This window comes from Sphingopyxis sp. (assembly GCF_016793825.1).
Classification (GTDB): domain Bacteria; phylum Pseudomonadota; class Alphaproteobacteria; order Sphingomonadales; family Sphingomonadaceae; genus Sphingopyxis.
This window is the reverse complement of the sequence record NZ_JAEULM010000042.1, coordinates 43,758-58,376: the sequence shown is the minus strand read 5'-3', so window position 1 is coordinate 58,376 and position 14,619 is coordinate 43,758. Positions and strand designations below refer to the sequence as shown.

Sequence of the window (14,619 nt, the reverse complement as noted above, 5' to 3'; positions counted from 1 at the left end):
CGGGCGCTAGCCTTCGATCCAGCTCGCTGCGAGTTCGGGGTCGGCAGCCAGCATCGAGCGTCGCATCGCGATCCGGCCGATGCGCAGCAGCTCGGCCTTGCGGCGCGCGGGCGCCAGGTTGCAGCTTGCTGCCTCGCGCACAACCGCCGCGCCATAGCGGTCGGCGACGATCAGCCCCGAGCTTTCGGGGCGATAGCCCTCGGTTTCGAGGATCGCGGGGTCGAGCCCGGCGGCAAGCGCCCAATAGAAATGGTCGCACCAGTCGCAATAGTCGGGCCATTTGCCGTCGCCATGCAAGTCGGCGCGGCTCACCTTGATCTCGACGATCGTGATATGGCCCCTGGCATCGATCGCGGTGAGGTCGGTGCGCCGGCCGTTCGGCAGCGTGACCTCGGGAATCGCGACCAGCCCCTGCTGCGCGAACAGGCGACATACGCCGCGCGCGACATCCGCGGCGGTCAGCAGCTCAGTCGCCATGCGTCGCTATCCTCAGAACGGGACGTCGTCGTCCAGATCGTCGTCGAACGGCGGACGTCCGCCGCCCGAGCCTCCACCGCTGCCCTGGTTCCAGCCGCCGCCCGAGCCGCCGCCGCCCGCGCTTCCGCCTGAGCCGCCGCCCTGATCCCAGCCGCCCGACGATCCGCCGCCCTGTGACCAGCTATCGCCGCCGCGTGAGCCTCCACCGCCGCCAGGGGCGCCGTCGAGCATGGTCAGCGTACCGCCCATTCCCGCGATCACGATCTCGGTCGTATATTTGTCGTTGCCGTCACGATCCTGCCATTTGCGCGTGCGCAGGCTGCCTTCGATGTAAACCTTCGAACCTTTTTTCAGGTAGCGCTCGACCACCCCGACCAGTCCGTCGCCGTTGATGACGACATTGTGCCATTCGGTGCGCTCCTTGCGCTCGCCGGTCATCCGGTCCTTCCACTGCTCGCTGGTCGCGATGCGGATATTGGCGATCTTGCCGCCATTCTGGAACGACTTGATTTCGGGATCGGCGCCGAGGTTGCCGATGAGAATTACCTTGTTGACGCTGCCAGCCATCCGCTGCTCCGCTCCGCTTGAAAAGTGGGAGGATCAGCCGAGTCCGAAGGCGACGGCCGTCCAGTAAGTGATACCAGCAGCGGCATAGGCGAGCACGAACAAATAGCCAACCATGAAGAGCGGCCATTTCCACCCATTGGTCTCGCGCCGGGTGATCGCGATCGTCGAAATGCACTGCGGCGCGAACACGAACCAGGCGAGGAAGGCGAGCGCAGTCGCGAGGCTCCATTTGCCCTGAAGCCGTTCGCCCAGCGTCTCGGCCATCGCATCCTCGTCGCCGTCGGCGTCGATCGCATTGGCGGTGGCCATCGCCGACACCGCGACCTCGCGCGCCGCCATCGCGGGGATCAGCGCGAGCGCGATGTCATGGTTGAAACCGATCGGCTTGACGACGACCTCAAGGCCGCTCGCGATCCGCCCGGCGACGCTGTATTCGACCTGGCTTTCGCCTTCGGACGCTTTGGGAAAGCTCAGCAACAGCCAGAGGACGACCGTGGTCATCGCGATAATCGTTCCGGCGCGGCGCAGGAATATCCACGCGCGCTGCCACAGGCCCAGCGCGATGTCGCGCCACTGCGGCATCTGGTAACGCGGCATTTCCATCATGAAGCCGGCGGCATTGCCCTTGGCAACGGTGCGGCGAAGCACGAAGGCAACGACCAGCGCGCCGACGATGCCCGACAGATACAGGCCGAACAGCACCAGCCCCTGCAAGCCGATGGGAAGACCGGAGACGGTGCGATCGGGAATGAAGGCGGCGATGATCAGCGCATAGACGGGGAGCCGCGCCGAACAGGTCATCAGCGGTGCGATCAGGATCGTCGTCAACCGATCCTTTTCGTCGGGGATCGCGCGGGTCGCCATGATGCCGGGGACAGCGCAGGCGAAGCTGGAGAGCAGCGGGATGAACCCGCGGCCCGACAGCCCCACTTTCGCCATCAGCCCATCCATCAGGAAGGCCGCGCGCGTCATGTATCCCGACGCTTCCAGCAGCAGGATGAACAGGAACAGGATCAGAATCTGCGGCAGGAAGACGACGACGGCGCCGACGCCGGCCAGCAGCCCCTCGACGATCAGGTCGCGAACGAAATTCTCGGGCAGCGTGTCGATGACCCAGGATTGCAGAACGCCGACGCCTGCTTCGAGCGCGTCGGCGGGCGGGCCAGCCCAGGCGTAGACCGCCTGGAACATCACGAACATCAGCGCGAGCAGGATCAGGAGCCCGGCGACCGGATGCAGCACGACCGCATCGACGCGCTGGGTCCATCGCCGCACCGGGGTTTCGGTCACGATTGCGGCGCTGGCGAGCGCGCGGGCGCGCTGGTGCAGCGAGGCATCGGTTTGCGGGGCGGGAACGGCGTCGCGCGGCTGGTGCGAACGGATCGCGTCATCGACGGCCGCCAGCAGTTCGGTCAGCCCGCGCTTGCGCACCGCCACGGTCGGGACGACCGGGACCCCAAGTTCGCGCGACAGGCGCGCCGGGTCGAGCGTCAGCCCGTCACGCTCGGCGAGATCGAGCATGTTGAGCGCGATCACCGTCGGTAGCCCGAGCGCGAGGAGTTCCAGCGCGAAGCACAGGTGATTGTCGAGGTTCGCGGCGTCAACGACGACGATCAGCGCGTCGGGCCGGGCCTCGCCGGCTTGCCGGCCCAGCACCACGTCGCGGGTCACCGCTTCGTCGGGACTTGCCGGGGTGAGGCTGTAGGTTCCCGGCAGATCGATCAGCGCGATCGGGCGCCCGTCGGCGAAACTGGCATGCCCCGCTTTGCGTTCGACGGTCACCCCCGGATAATTGGCGATCTTCTGCCGTGCGCCGGTCAGGGCGTTGAACAGGCTCGATTTGCCGGCGTTCGGGTTGCCGACCAGTGCGATCGAGGGAATGGCGGCGGTCATGCGGCCGGCTCGATCTCGATCGCCGCCGCCTGCTTGCCGCGAATGATCACCTGCATGCGCCCGATGGTCAGTGCCAGCGGCTCGTGGGAGAAGAGGCTGCCGCGATGACGGGGCGTCACTTCGCACCCTTCCATCAGCCCGAATTCGCGCAGCCGCCGGCCTTCATCGTCCGACATCGCATCCCAGTCGATCCGCGCGATCCGCACCGTGACGCCGAGCGGCGCCCGATCCAACACATTCCCGAGCAAAGCAGTCATTTGCGAGCGATTATCAATATCGCTCGCGCGGCGCCAGTTCTTTATCGAATCCGGTCACCGTCCCGGATAGCGCAGCCGCCCGACAAAGCGCGCGAGGCTGGGGCGTTCGATGCTGCGCGCGGCGCGTCGGTGCTTCCAGCTTTCGAAGTGCATCACCTGTTCGATCCGCCGCGCCAGAAAGGCGCGCGTTTCGGTGAAATCTTCGCTTTCGTCGTTCAGGAACACCGCCATCGTCGATCCATAGACCGCGGCAAGAATCGTGCGCTTGCTATAGTGGTTGAAGTCGGTCGCGGTGTCGCCCGCAAGGCGCCACATCAGGTCGGCGGCGCGCCAGCCCAGTTTGGCGGCGTGGGGCGCGTTGGTCGGCAGCGCCAGCAGGGCGAGCGCGCGGCGAAGCGATTCGCGGTTCGGCGCAAGCAGGTCGATGCGTGCTTCGACCAGCGTGGTGATCCGTTCGCGAATCTTCAGCGTCGCAAGCGCTTCGGCGGGCCAGCGGTCGGCCATCGCCGCATCGATGGCCGCGAACCAGGCGTCGATCATGTCGCGCCCGCCGCCCGGAAAGGCGAGACGAGCGACGTCGGCGTCGACGCCGAGCCGCTGCGCGGCATCGGTAAGCGCCGCTTGGCTGAAGCCGTCGAAGGCGGCGGTGTCCGCGATCAGCGGCGCGAGCGCAGCGCGAATCTCGTCAAGGGTCGGGTCGGCGGGCAGGGGCTGAACCATGGCCATCAGATAGGCCGCGCCGCGCGGCTCGGCAACCGGATCAATACAAGCGCGGCCGCCACAAGCGAGCCGCCAAAGATTTCGGTTGCGCTCAGCGTCTCGCCGAAGATCAGCCAGCCAGCGATCGCGGCGACGACCGGCTGGACGAGCAAGGTCAATCCGATGACGAGGGGCGAGAAACGCGGCAGCGCCCAGATCAGCAGGCCCTGCCCGACGAGCTGGCTCATCAGCGCGAGGACGATAAGAGGGGTCCAGTCGTTCGGCAGGATCGTCTCGCCCAGCGCTACCGCCGCGCCGAGCAGGATCGGAATGCCCGCGGCCGACGAGATGGCAAGCGCCGACCATGGTCCGATCTCGCCGCGCACACGCTGCATCATCAGCACATAGCCGGTGTATAACGCGCCCGCGAGCAGGCTCAGCAGGTCGCCGACCAGATAGGCCGACGATGCCTCATAGCTTTGCCCCATCAGCAGCGCGGACCCCGCGAAAGAGAGAAGGATCGCGAGGGCCTGCCAGCCGCGCGGAAGGGTGCGCGACAGAAGGATGCCCCAGATCACGAGCAACAGGCTGGCACTGTTGCCGAACAGCGTCGCATTGGCGACCTTGGTCTGGAGGATGCCGATATGCCAGGCGGCGAGGTCGAGTCCGAAGAATATCCCCGCACCGGCGGCGATCGACAGCGCCCGTCCGGACGGCTGCCGGCCGCCGGTCTCGCGCCACATCAACAGCAACAGTATCGGCAATGCCAGCGTCAGCCGCCACACCCCCACGGCCATCGGCCCGGTGTCGGCAAAGCGCACGACCATGGCGGTGAGGGACAGCGCCAGATTGCCGCCGACAAGGGCGGAAAATGCCCAGCGGCCCGCGGGTGCGCCGGCTTCGGACGTTGGGTCGACGCTTTCGATCTTCGCTGTCATTTAGATTTTCTTTTGCTACGCACCATTGTCTTGGCAGCGCGACGTCCATAGCTTCGCGGGCCATAGCGGCGACCGATGGGGCCGTCGCCAGGAAAGTGAGACGTGGAGGAAACATGACCGTATCGCTATTCGATCCGATCAAGCTGGGCGCCATCGAGGCGCCGAACCGCATCGTCATGGCGCCGCTGACGCGCGGCCGGGCGGGACCGGGGTTTGTGCCGAACGAGCTCGCGCTCGAATATTATCGCCAGCGCGCCTCGGCGGGGCTGATCATTTCCGAAGCGACGGGAATTTCGCAGGAAGGGCTTGGCTGGCCCAGCGCGCCGGGGCTCTGGACCGACGCGCAGGTCGAAGGCTGGAAGCCGGTGACCGAGGCGGTCCATGCTGCGGGCGGACGCATCGTGGCGCAGCTCTGGCACATGGGGCGGCTTGTCCACTCGGTCTTCAACGACGGCAAGCAGCCGGTGTCGGCATCGGCGACGCAGGGTGCTGGACGTGCGCATACCCCCGTCGGCCGCCGCGACCTGGAAGTCGCGCGTCCGCTTCGCCTCGATGAAATTCCGCGCTTGATCGCCGATTATGTGGCCGCGGCCGAAAATGCGAAGAAGGCCGGCTTCGACGGCGTCCAGCTGCACGGCGCGAACGGCTATCTGATCGACCAGTTCCTGCGCGACAACAGCAACTTGCGCGACGACGATTATGGCGGGCCGGTTGAAAACCGCATTCGCCTGCTCCGCGAAGTGACCGACGCGCTGGTCGGAGTCTGGGGCGCGGGCCGCGTCTCGGTGCGCCTGTCGCCCAACGGCGATTCGCAGGGTGTCGATGACAGCAACCCCGAACCGCTGTTCACCGCGGCCGCCGCTGCGCTCGATACGCTCGGCATTGGCTTCCTCGAACTGCGTGAGCCCGGTCCCGACGGGACGTTCGGCAATACCGACGTGCCGAAACAGTCGCCCGCGATCCGGCGCGCCTTCAAGGGACCGCTGATCCTCAACAGCGATTACAACGTCGCGCTTGCCGAAGACGCACTGGCCAGCGGCCTTGCTGACGCGATCGCTTTCGGCCGGCCGTTCATCGGCAATCCCGACCTCGTCGAACGGATCCGCACCGGCGCTGAATGGGCGGCCGACAATCCGCAGACCTGGTACGCTCCGGGTCCCGAAGGCTATATCGACTATCCGGCGCTGGTTCCGGCCTGAGCGTCGAACCCGATTCGGCCCGGCGGCCGTCCTTGCCTGAGTGTGGGGGCGGCCGCCGGGCCTAATTTCGTTCGGCGAGCGCCTTGTCGACGATTCCGGCTCCGATCGGCCCCAATATGTGACTGCCAAAGCGGAACAGCAGGAAGCCGCCCACGAACAGCAGGATCGGCTCGACGAAGAGCGCGATGATCGCGGCGGCGAGAAGCGCGAAGACCAGCGTGACGAACCCGCCGCTCAGCGTCTGCTGGCCTTTCGGACCGAGTTCGATCGTGCGCGGTCCTTTTGAATCCCACCATTTTCCGGTGACGATCGTCTTGCGCTGTCCACCGGGTTGCGCGGCCGGCCGGCTTTCGGTGCGGGCGGGTTTCGACGTCGATTTCAGCGCGGGCCGATCGGACGGCTTTTGGGTCCACGGCCGCTTGTTGCGTTCGGCAATGGCGGCCGCGATGCGGGCTTTTCCATCCTTTCCGGCCGAAGCGGGCGGTGCATGATGTTGGTCAGGTGCGGGCTGCGCGTTCGGTGTCGGCAGCTTTTCGGTGAGGGTGGCCGTGGGGGCTTCGCGGGGAACAGTCGTCCTGGCCGGCCGGATCGGTTCGATACCCCGGTTTCGATCGTAAAGATCCATGCGTTCGGCGGCGCTCAGCGGCGTCTGGCCGGTTTCCTTGTCGATCACCACCAGCCGTCCGCCGCGTTCGACGACGGAAAAGCGGCTGGGAGGCGGACGATCAACCAATGCCGAATTGTTCCTTCAAAGCCAGCATCGCGAGGGCGGCCTTTGCCGCTTCGCCGCCCTTATCCTTGCGCGTCTTGTCGGCGCGTGCAAGCGCTTGCTCCTCGTTTTCGACCGTAAGGATGCCGTTGCCGATCGCCAGCCCGTCGAGCGTCAGCGCCATGATGCCACGCGCGCTCTCGTTCGAGACGACTTCGAAGTGATAGGTTTCGCCGCGAATGACGACACCCAGCGCGACATAGGCGTCGTAGCGCCCGCTATCCGCCGCCAGCGACACCGCCGCCGGCACTTCGAGCGCGCCGGGCACGGTCACCGTCTCGTGGCTGTGCCCGTCGGCATCAAGCGCGCTGCGCACGCCGTCGAGCAGCATGTCGTTGAGGTGTGAATAGAAGCGGGCTTCGACGATCAAAACATGGGCCATGACGGACTCCTTAGGGGGACGGGGAAAGATGTGAAAGCAGCAAAAGCAGTACACCGGCCGCAATCAGAACGGCGGCGGTCAGGCTGTGGCGTGTCACCCGTTCTTTCATCCACAGCCAGGCGATGAGGATACTGACGAGGATACAGGTTTCGCGCAGCGCGCTGACGACGGCGACCGGAGCGTAGCGCAGCGCGACGAGGGTCGATCCGAAACTGACGATGGCAAGCAGCCCCGCCGCGATGCCTGGGCGCAGGTCGCGGCGCATGCGGGCTGCGGCGGCAGGACCGGCTGCGATCCGGAACTGGACCAGCAGCGCGATTCCCGTGGCGAAGAAGAACCAGCATAAAAAGGGCAGAACCCCGTCGCTCGCCCGCATCCCTCCTGCATCGACGACGGTATAGGCAGCGGTGAGTACTCCGGCGGTCAGCGCTGCGAGCATCCCCGCCCGCCCGATACGGCCGCCGGCCGACAACGAAAGGATGCCGGCGCTGATCGCGACGACGCCGGCCAGCTCTCCGGTGCTCGGGATTTCGGCGAACAGCAGGGCGCTGCCGCCAACGGCAACCAGCGGCGCGGTGCCCCGTGCGATCGGGAAAGCGACCGAAAAATCGTTGAGGGTGTAGGAACGGGTCAGCGCCATCGAATAGATGCTGTGCAGGACGACCGCCGCGACGAGCCACGGCTGCGTCGCCGGCGTCGGCCAGCCCAGGACGATCAGCGGACCGGCCGCCGCAGCGGCCCAGGTAAAGCCGCACAGCGCCCGCACCGCTTCCTGATCCTCACCCGCCTTGAGCAACGCATGTGAGGAAGCGGTGGTCAGCGCGGCAATGATCGCGAATCCGATGCCCAGCGACTGACTCACCGGTGGATCAGGCTTCTCCGGGGATTGATCGTTCGCCGACGACCGACAGGCCATAGCCTTCGAGGCCGACGAGATTGTTGTGCGAGGGGGTGAGCAGTTCCATCGCGTGCACGCCAAGATCGGCAAGGATCTGGGCCCCGATGCCATAGGTGCGCAGGTCCATGCCCCCGGCAGGCGGGGTCGCATCGGCGTCGGCCGATCCGGGAAGCGGGCGCATCAGCATGACGATCACCCCCGCGCCGGCTTCGCCGACGGCGTCCATCGAACGCTGCAGACGGCGTTTCTTCGGGCCGGGGCGGCCCATGATGTCGTCGAAGATCGACACCGGATGCATGCGGACGAGCGTGACGCCGCCGGGATCGACGGCGCCTTTCTGCAGGACCAGATTGACCGTTCCATCGACCTTGTTGCGATAGGATTTGAGCCGCCAGTCGCCGCCATAATCCGATTCGAACGGCTCGTCGGCCACGCATTCGACCAGCCGGTCGGTGCGGTTGCGATAGGCGATCAGGTCGGCGATCGTCCCGATCTTGAGTCCGTGGCGCCGCGCGAAAGGGATCAGATCGTCGAGCCGCGCCATCGAACCGTCGTCGTTCATGATTTCGCAGATCACGCCCGACGGATTCAATCCCGCGAGGCGCGCGATATCGACCGACGCTTCGGTGTGGCCGGCACGCACGAGCACGCCGCCGTCGCGGGCGATCAGCGGAAAGACGTGACCAGGGGTGACGATGTCGTCGCGACCCTTCGAGGCGTCGATCGCGACCGAGACGGTCCGCGCGCGATCGGCGGCCGATATGCCGGTGGTCACCCCTTCGCGCGCCTCGACCGAGGTTGTGAAGGCCGTTTCGTGGCGCGTGCCGTTGTTGCGGCTCATCAGTTCGAGGCCAAGCTGGTCGACGCGCGCCTTGGTCAGCGTCAGGCAGATCAGCCCCCGGCCGTGCGTCGCCATGAAGTTGACGGCATCAGGGGTCGCCATCTGTGCCGGAATGACGAGGTCGCCCTCATTCTCGCGATCCTCGTCGTCGACAAGGATGAACATGCGACCGTTGCGTGCTTCGGCAATGATCTCCTCGGGTGTCGCCATCGGTGACAGGTCGCTGCCATGGGCAAGCCAGTTTTCGAGCTTGCGCAGCGTGTCGGCGGTGGGGTTCCAGCCGTCCGAATCAAGATCGCGGAGGCTGTTGGCGTGGAGACCCGCGGCGCGCGCCAGTCCCGACCGGGACATGGCTCCGTCTTCGACGATGGCGCGGATACGATCGATGAGTTGCGTGGACATGCCGCGCATTTTTCACATCACAATGTGATTGTCAATCCAAGTGTCACATCGAACGTCACTTGGGGCCGAAAGCTGCTCCCGGATCGCGCGCCGGGGTGTCGGCCTTGGCATCGAGCATCGCGAGAATCGTCCCGCTGCGGTCGTCGCGCTTCGCATAATCGCGCGCCGACATGCCCGCGATATGATCGGCCTTGTCGGGGTTGGCGCCGTTGCGCACGAGCAGGCGAATCATCGCGCTGTTCTTGGCCTGCACGGCCAGGATCAGCGCGGTTTCGCCGCGTCGGTTGGTCTGGTCGACAGGTGCCTTGTCGCCGAGCAGCGCTTCGCCCGCTTCGGCAAAATTGAGCAGCGCGGCGTGCATCAGTGGTGTGACGCCCTGACGATCGCCGATCGACGGATCGGCGTCCTTGCTCAGCAGGAAGCGTACCCACTGGATATCGCGCCTTTTGGTCGAGATGGTCAGCGCGGTTTCGCCGGTGTCGGGATGTTTGGTGTTGATCAGCGACGGGTCGTCTTTCAACGCGCTGGTCGCCTTGGCGCCGTCGCGGCTGTCGACCGCCTGCAGAAAGGCATATCCGCCGCGGAACTGCGCAAGGGCAGGGCTTGCGACAAGGGCGCCGAGCGTTGCGGCGGCGAGCAGGGCGAAGGAGGCGAGGCGGAATTCCGCGCGTCGAAACATGGCTGGGGGACCCCTGATACTATCGGACTGTGCGTCGCGCGGGCGACGACAAAGGTTGATTTTCATGGTCTAGCCGATCAAGGCTGGCCGCATGATGAACATCGATATTATGGGGCAAAAGCCTGTCCGTTCAAGCCTGCTCCTGATTATGGCGGCGATGCTCGCCGGGTGCAACGCGCCGGCGGGTGCGCCAAGTGCCGAACCGCCGCTCGCCGGCGCGAAGATCGGCGGGCCGTTCACGCTGACCGACCAGGATGGCAAGACCGTGACCGATGCCGCCTTCGCGGGCCGGTATCGCCTTGTCTATTTCGGCTACAGCTTTTGCCCCGACATCTGCCCTGTCGACGTCCAGAAGCTGATGCGCGGCCTGTCGCAGTTCGAAAAGACGGACGCCGCGCGCGGCGCAAAGGTCGTGCCGATGTTCATTACCGTCGACCCCGAACGCGACACGCCCGCCGCGCTCAAATCCTTCGTCGGCCGCTATCACCCGCGTCTGATCGGCCTTACCGGAACGCCCGAACAGATCGCGGCCGTCGCGAAAGCCTATGTCGTCACCTACAACAAGGTGCCCGGCTCCGCGCCCGATCGCTATCTGATGGCGCACAGCCAGCTCGCCTTCCTGATGGATCCGCAAGGCAAGCCGCTCGCGCTGTTGCCGCTCGACGATCCGTCGACCGACCCTGACGAAGGCGCGCCCGACAAGGTCGCGGCCGAGCTGGCGAAGTGGGTCAGGTAGCGATGGCCGGGGCGACATCCGAACGCCCCTTCTGGGAAGCGCCGCTTGCCAGCCTCGACGCGGGGCAGTGGGAGGCGTTGTGTGACGGTTGCGGCAAATGCTGCCTCCACAAGCTGGAGGATGAAGACAGCGGTCGGATCTATCCGACCAATGTTGCGTGCCGCCTGCTCGACCTCGCGACGGCGCGCTGCGGCGACTACAAGCATCGCCGCCGCCATGTCCCCGACTGCCTGACCCTGACCAAGGCAAAGGTTGCCGACATCGAATGGCTGCCGCAAACCTGTGCCTATCGACTGCGCGCCGAAGGCGAGGCCCTGCCCGACTGGCATTATCTGGTTTGCGGCGACCGCGGCGCCGTTCATCGTGCAGGCGAATCGATCGTCGGCTGGACGGTCGGCGAGGCTGTGGCTGGACCGCTGGAGAATCATCTTGTCGAACGTGTCGTTTAACCCCGACGCCGACGGGCCGCATATTCGGGTCGGGGAAACCGTCTGGCCGGTCCGGCTCGTCCATCATGCCCAGTCGCGCCGCTACAAGCTCGTCTTCGACGGTGCGCGCGGCGAGCTTCGTCTCACGCTGCCGCGCCGCGCGAGCCCGACGCGCGCGCTCAAATGGGCAAGCGAGCAGCAGGACTGGCTGAGCGAGCAGGTCGGCAAGGCGGCCGCGCCGGTCCATGTCGCACCGGGCGCCTCGGTGCCCGTCTTCGGGATCGAGCGGCAGGTCGACTGGTCGCCCGCCGCGCCGCGCGCCGTCCGGCTGGAGGTGGCGGCGCTGAGTGTCGGCGGCCCTGCCGACACCGTCGGGCGCCGCATCGAACGGTGGTTGAAGGCGACCGCGCTCGAGGTCATGACGCACGAGAGCCGCGAGATCGCAGGCCGTGCGGGGCTCGGCATCGGCCGTATCGGAGTCGGCGATCCGCGCAGCCGCTGGGGTAGCTGCACCCACGATGGCGACCTTCGTTACAGCTGGCGGTTGGTGATGGCGCCCGATCATGTTCGCCGCGCCACGGTCGCGCACGAGGTCGCGCACCTTCGCCATATGGACCATGGCCCGGCGTTCCACGCGCTGGTCGATGAACTGCACGATGGCGACGTCGGCGCCGCGCGGGCCTGGCTGCGCCGCGAAGGGCGCGGGCTGCACCGCTATCGTTTCGACTGACGCCCTCCTGCCGCCTGCCGGCATGAGGAATTCAGCGCCCTAATTCCCCTCGCCGGCCGGCGCGCGCTGCGGCTGGCCCTTGATCAGCGGGATCGGCGTCTGCTTCGGCGGCGGGGCGTTTTTCGGGGTGCCGTTGTCGGCCGGGCGGCGGCCCGTTTGTTCCTCGATCCATTGCTGGTTGAGCACCGGACCATCGCCTTCCTGTGACGGCGCGGCATCGCCGTCGGGCGGAGGTGCGGCCGAGGGCAGCTCGATGGGCATGCCATTCTCGTCCACCAGTCCTTCGGAACCCGGTTCGCCCATATAGGCGTCGCCTTCGTCTTCCAGTTGCCAGTCGGGCAGCTTCACCTCGGTGTCGAAGGCCTCGACCGGGCGCCGCGCGACCGCGACACGCATGTAATCGGCAAAGGCCTTGGCCGGCGCCCGGCCGCCTTGCAGACCGCCGACCGGCTTTGCATCGTCGCGGCCCATCCAGACGCCCGTGGTCAACCCGCTCGAAAAGCCGAGGAACCAGCCGTCCTTGTTGCTCGACGTCGTGCCGGTCTTGCCGGCCACGGGGCGGCCGATCTGCGCCGCCTTGCCGGTGCCGGTATTGACCGCGGTCTGGAGCAGGTCGGTAATGCCCGCCGCGACCCAATTGTCGACCAGCACCTGGCCGCGCTCGGCCGGGCGTTGATAGAGCAACCGGCCGTCGGCGGTCGTCACCTTGGTGATGCCATAGGGTTCCACCGACACGCCCTTGCGCGAGACCGCGGCGAAGGCGGCGGTCATGTCGATGACACGCACTTCCGCGCTGCCGAGGACCATCGAGGGATGGGTGTTGATCGGCGTCGTGATGCCGAACCGGCGCGCCATGTTGGCGACCGCCGAAAAGCCGACCTCGTCGCCCAGCTTCGCCGCGACGGTGTTGACCGAATAAGCGAAGGCGGTGCGCAGATCCATGGTGCCCGCGAAGCGTCCCGAAGAGTTGCGGGGCGACCAGCCGTTGATCGTCACCGGTTCGTCGACGACCTGATCGCTGACCTTATAGCCCGATTCGAGCGCGGCCATATAGACGAACAGCTTCCACGCCGATCCCGGCTGGCGCATCGCCTGCGTCGCGCGATTGTAGTTCGAGCTGACATAGTCGGTTCCCCCGACCATGGCGCGCACCGCGCCGTCGCGATCGAGCGAGACGAGCGCGCCCTGCACGCCCTTCGGGGTATCGGCCTGGATCGCGGCGGTTGCCGCGCGCTGCATGTCGAGGTCGATCGTCGTATAGACGTCGAGCGCCTCGGCGCCTTCGTCGATCAGCATGTCGAGCTGCGGCAGCGCCCAGTCGGAGAAATAGCGCGCGCTGTTCTGGCCCGTCTCCTGTGCCAGTTGGACGTTCGCAGGCTTGGCGCTGTCGGCCTGCGACTGCGTGATCACGCCGGCATCGACCATCACCGCCAGGACGACGTCGGCGCGGCCGAGCGCGGCCTGTGCATCGGCGGTCGGCGAGTAACGCGACGGCGCCTTGACCAGCCCCGCGACGACCGCGGCTTCGGACAGCGACATTTCGGTGGCGCTGTGCCCGAAGAAACGGCGCGACGCGGCGTCGATGCCATAGCTGCCGCCGCCGAAATAGACCTTGTTCAGATAGAGTTCGAGCAGTTCGTCCTTCGAGAATTTCCATTCGAGCGCCATCGCCAGCACCATCTCGCGCGCCTTGCGCGTCCAGGTATAGCTGTTCGACAGGAAGATGTTGCGCGCGAGCTGCTGGGTGATCGTCGAGGCGCCCTGCATCCGGCGGCCGGTGCCATAGTGGCGCGCGGCGAACACGGCGGCGCGCGACATGCCGACCGGGTCGATGCCCGGATGGTAACGGAAGCGCCGGTCCTCGACCGCGACCATCGCGTCCTGCATGACCTGTGGCGTTTCGCGCAACGTTAGCCAGCGCCCGTAATTGGGCCCGAGCGACAGGAAGACGGTGCCGTCGGCGGCATGGACGCGGATCGTCTGGCCGGCCGGCGACTTCTTGAGTTCCTCGAAACTCGGGATGCGCTGCACCGCGATGCCGACGGCGACCGCAATCGCGACCGCGCCGACAAAGGCAAGGCCAAGGCCCCACCGGAAAAGCCGCCGCAGCCAGATACGAAAGCGCGACCCGGAAGCGGGCGCGCCGCCCCCCTTGCCTGCCGATGATGATTTAGCCGGAGATGCCTGCTCTCGTTCGCGGCGCAAAGCTGAAAATTCCTTCCCTTGCGGAGCCCCGCTGCGTCACCCGGTAGATTGGTTAACCTTTGCCGGTGTCAGCCTCATCCTGCCCGCGCTCCGCGAAGTCAAGCGCCGCGCTGTTGATGCAGTACCGCAGGCCTGTCGGCCCGGGACCGTCGGGGAACACATGACCCAGATGCCCTTCGCATTTCGCGCAGCGCACTTCGGTGCGGACCATGCCGTGACCGACGTCGCGATGTTCGCTGACCGCACTGTCGGCCGCAGGCGCAGTATAGCTTGGCCAGCCCGACCCGCTGTCATATTTGGTGCGGCTGTCGAACAGCGGCTCGCCGCAGCCGGCGCAGCGATAGACGCCGTCGCCCTTGTGATTGGTATATTTGCCCGTGAAGGCGCGTTCGGTGCCGCCTTCGCGCAGCACATGATGCGCCATCGGGTCGAGCGCCTTGTCGGTTTGGGGATCGGTCATGGCAGGTCTCCTTTCGGATCGGACGGCCGCTCGGAACGGCTGCGGCGATGTTGCTGCCC

17 protein-coding genes are annotated in these 14,619 nt (G+C 66.6%); 4 read left to right on the top strand and 13 right to left on the bottom strand.

What is annotated here, in order from left to right:
• Window positions 1-6: 6 nt before the first annotated feature.
• The 6 genes from JNM03_RS12510 to JNM03_RS12485 are packed head-to-tail and all read right to left on the bottom strand — an operon-like array spanning window position 7 to window position 4,831.
• On the bottom strand, window positions 7-477 hold the full coding sequence (locus tag JNM03_RS12510; protein WP_294037026.1) for an MmcB family DNA repair protein: 471 nt from the start codon (window positions 475-477) through the stop codon (window positions 7-9).
• Between the two features lie 12 nt (window positions 478-489).
• Window positions 490-1,044, bottom strand: a complete 555-nt coding sequence (gene ssb / locus JNM03_RS12505; protein WP_294037024.1) for a single-stranded DNA-binding protein — start codon at window positions 1,042-1,044, stop codon at window positions 490-492.
• A gap of 33 nt (window positions 1,045-1,077) precedes the next feature.
• Window positions 1,078-2,937, bottom strand: coding sequence for a ferrous iron transporter B (locus tag JNM03_RS12500; RefSeq protein WP_294037022.1), 1,860 nt, complete (start codon window positions 2,935-2,937; stop codon window positions 1,078-1,080).
• Window positions 2,934-3,194 (bottom strand): FeoA family protein, encoded by a 261-nt coding sequence (locus tag JNM03_RS12495; RefSeq protein WP_294037020.1) that lies wholly within the window; start codon window positions 3,192-3,194, stop codon window positions 2,934-2,936. The genes JNM03_RS12500 and JNM03_RS12495 overlap by 4 nt, the downstream gene beginning before the upstream one ends.
• A 54-nt stretch (window positions 3,195-3,248) precedes the next feature.
• Window positions 3,249-3,914, bottom strand: coding sequence for a COQ9 family protein (locus tag JNM03_RS12490; RefSeq protein ID WP_294037018.1), 666 nt, complete (start codon window positions 3,912-3,914; stop codon window positions 3,249-3,251).
• Window positions 3,915-3,919: 5 nt separating this feature from the next.
• Window positions 3,920-4,831, bottom strand: a complete 912-nt coding sequence (locus JNM03_RS12485) for a DMT family transporter (protein ID WP_294037016.1) — start codon at window positions 4,829-4,831, stop codon at window positions 3,920-3,922.
• A 113-nt stretch (window positions 4,832-4,944) separates the two neighbouring features.
• On the opposite strand from JNM03_RS12485, the gene JNM03_RS12480 reads away from it, so the two are divergent.
• The gene (locus tag JNM03_RS12480) at window positions 4,945-6,030 is read left to right on the top strand and encodes an alkene reductase (RefSeq protein ID WP_294037014.1); all 1,086 of its coding nucleotides are present in this window, start codon (window positions 4,945-4,947) and stop codon (window positions 6,028-6,030) included.
• Window positions 6,031-6,091: 61 nt separating this feature from the next.
• On the opposite strand, the gene JNM03_RS12475 is transcribed toward JNM03_RS12480, so the two are convergent.
• The 5 genes from JNM03_RS12475 to JNM03_RS12455 are packed head-to-tail and all read right to left on the bottom strand — an operon-like array spanning window position 6,092 to window position 10,001.
• The gene (locus JNM03_RS12475; RefSeq protein ID WP_294037012.1) at window positions 6,092-6,763 is read right to left on the bottom strand and encodes a hypothetical protein; all 672 of its coding nucleotides are present in this window, start codon (window positions 6,761-6,763) and stop codon (window positions 6,092-6,094) included.
• Window positions 6,756-7,181 carry a 6,7-dimethyl-8-ribityllumazine synthase gene (gene ribH, locus JNM03_RS12470; RefSeq protein ID WP_294037011.1) on the bottom strand — a complete coding sequence of 142 codons (426 nt, stop codon included), beginning with the start codon at window positions 7,179-7,181 and terminating at the stop codon, window positions 6,756-6,758. Before ribH ends, JNM03_RS12475 begins: the two co-directional genes overlap by 8 nt.
• A gap of 10 nt (window positions 7,182-7,191) precedes the next feature.
• A complete protein-coding gene (locus JNM03_RS12465; RefSeq protein ID WP_294037010.1) occupies window positions 7,192-8,043 on the bottom strand; it encodes a DMT family transporter in 852 nt (283 codons plus the stop codon).
• A gap of 7 nt (window positions 8,044-8,050) precedes the next feature.
• Complete coding sequence (ribB, locus tag JNM03_RS12460) at window positions 8,051-9,322, bottom strand: 3,4-dihydroxy-2-butanone-4-phosphate synthase (RefSeq protein ID WP_294037009.1); 1,272 nt, start codon at window positions 9,320-9,322, stop codon at window positions 8,051-8,053.
• A gap of 55 nt (window positions 9,323-9,377) precedes the next feature.
• On the bottom strand, window positions 9,378-10,001 hold the full coding sequence (locus JNM03_RS12455; RefSeq protein WP_294037007.1) for an ankyrin repeat domain-containing protein: 624 nt from the start codon (window positions 9,999-10,001) through the stop codon (window positions 9,378-9,380).
• 91 nt (window positions 10,002-10,092) lie between these two features.
• Between JNM03_RS12455 and JNM03_RS12450 the strand changes: the two genes are divergently transcribed.
• The 3 genes from JNM03_RS12450 to JNM03_RS12440 are packed head-to-tail and all read left to right on the top strand — an operon-like array spanning window position 10,093 to window position 11,895.
• The gene (locus JNM03_RS12450) at window positions 10,093-10,737 is read left to right on the top strand and encodes an SCO family protein (RefSeq protein ID WP_294037006.1); all 645 of its coding nucleotides are present in this window, start codon (window positions 10,093-10,095) and stop codon (window positions 10,735-10,737) included.
• A 2-nt stretch (window positions 10,738-10,739) separates the two neighbouring features.
• The gene (locus tag JNM03_RS12445) at window positions 10,740-11,186 is read left to right on the top strand and encodes a YcgN family cysteine cluster protein (RefSeq protein ID WP_294037130.1); all 447 of its coding nucleotides are present in this window, start codon (window positions 10,740-10,742) and stop codon (window positions 11,184-11,186) included.
• Window positions 11,176-11,895, top strand: a complete 720-nt coding sequence (locus tag JNM03_RS12440) for a YgjP-like metallopeptidase domain-containing protein (protein ID WP_294037004.1) — start codon at window positions 11,176-11,178, stop codon at window positions 11,893-11,895. Before JNM03_RS12445 ends, JNM03_RS12440 begins: the two co-directional genes overlap by 11 nt.
• A gap of 39 nt (window positions 11,896-11,934) precedes the next feature.
• Here JNM03_RS12440 and JNM03_RS12435 read toward each other — a convergent pair whose 3' ends face one another.
• Window positions 11,935-14,010 carry a transglycosylase domain-containing protein gene (locus JNM03_RS12435; RefSeq protein WP_294037128.1) on the bottom strand — a complete coding sequence of 692 codons (2,076 nt, stop codon included), beginning with the start codon at window positions 14,008-14,010 and terminating at the stop codon, window positions 11,935-11,937.
• A gap of 142 nt (window positions 14,011-14,152) precedes the next feature.
• Window positions 14,153-14,560, bottom strand: coding sequence for a peptide-methionine (R)-S-oxide reductase MsrB (gene msrB / locus JNM03_RS12430; protein ID WP_294037003.1), 408 nt, complete (start codon window positions 14,558-14,560; stop codon window positions 14,153-14,155).
• Window positions 14,561-14,619: the final 59 nt, after the last annotated feature.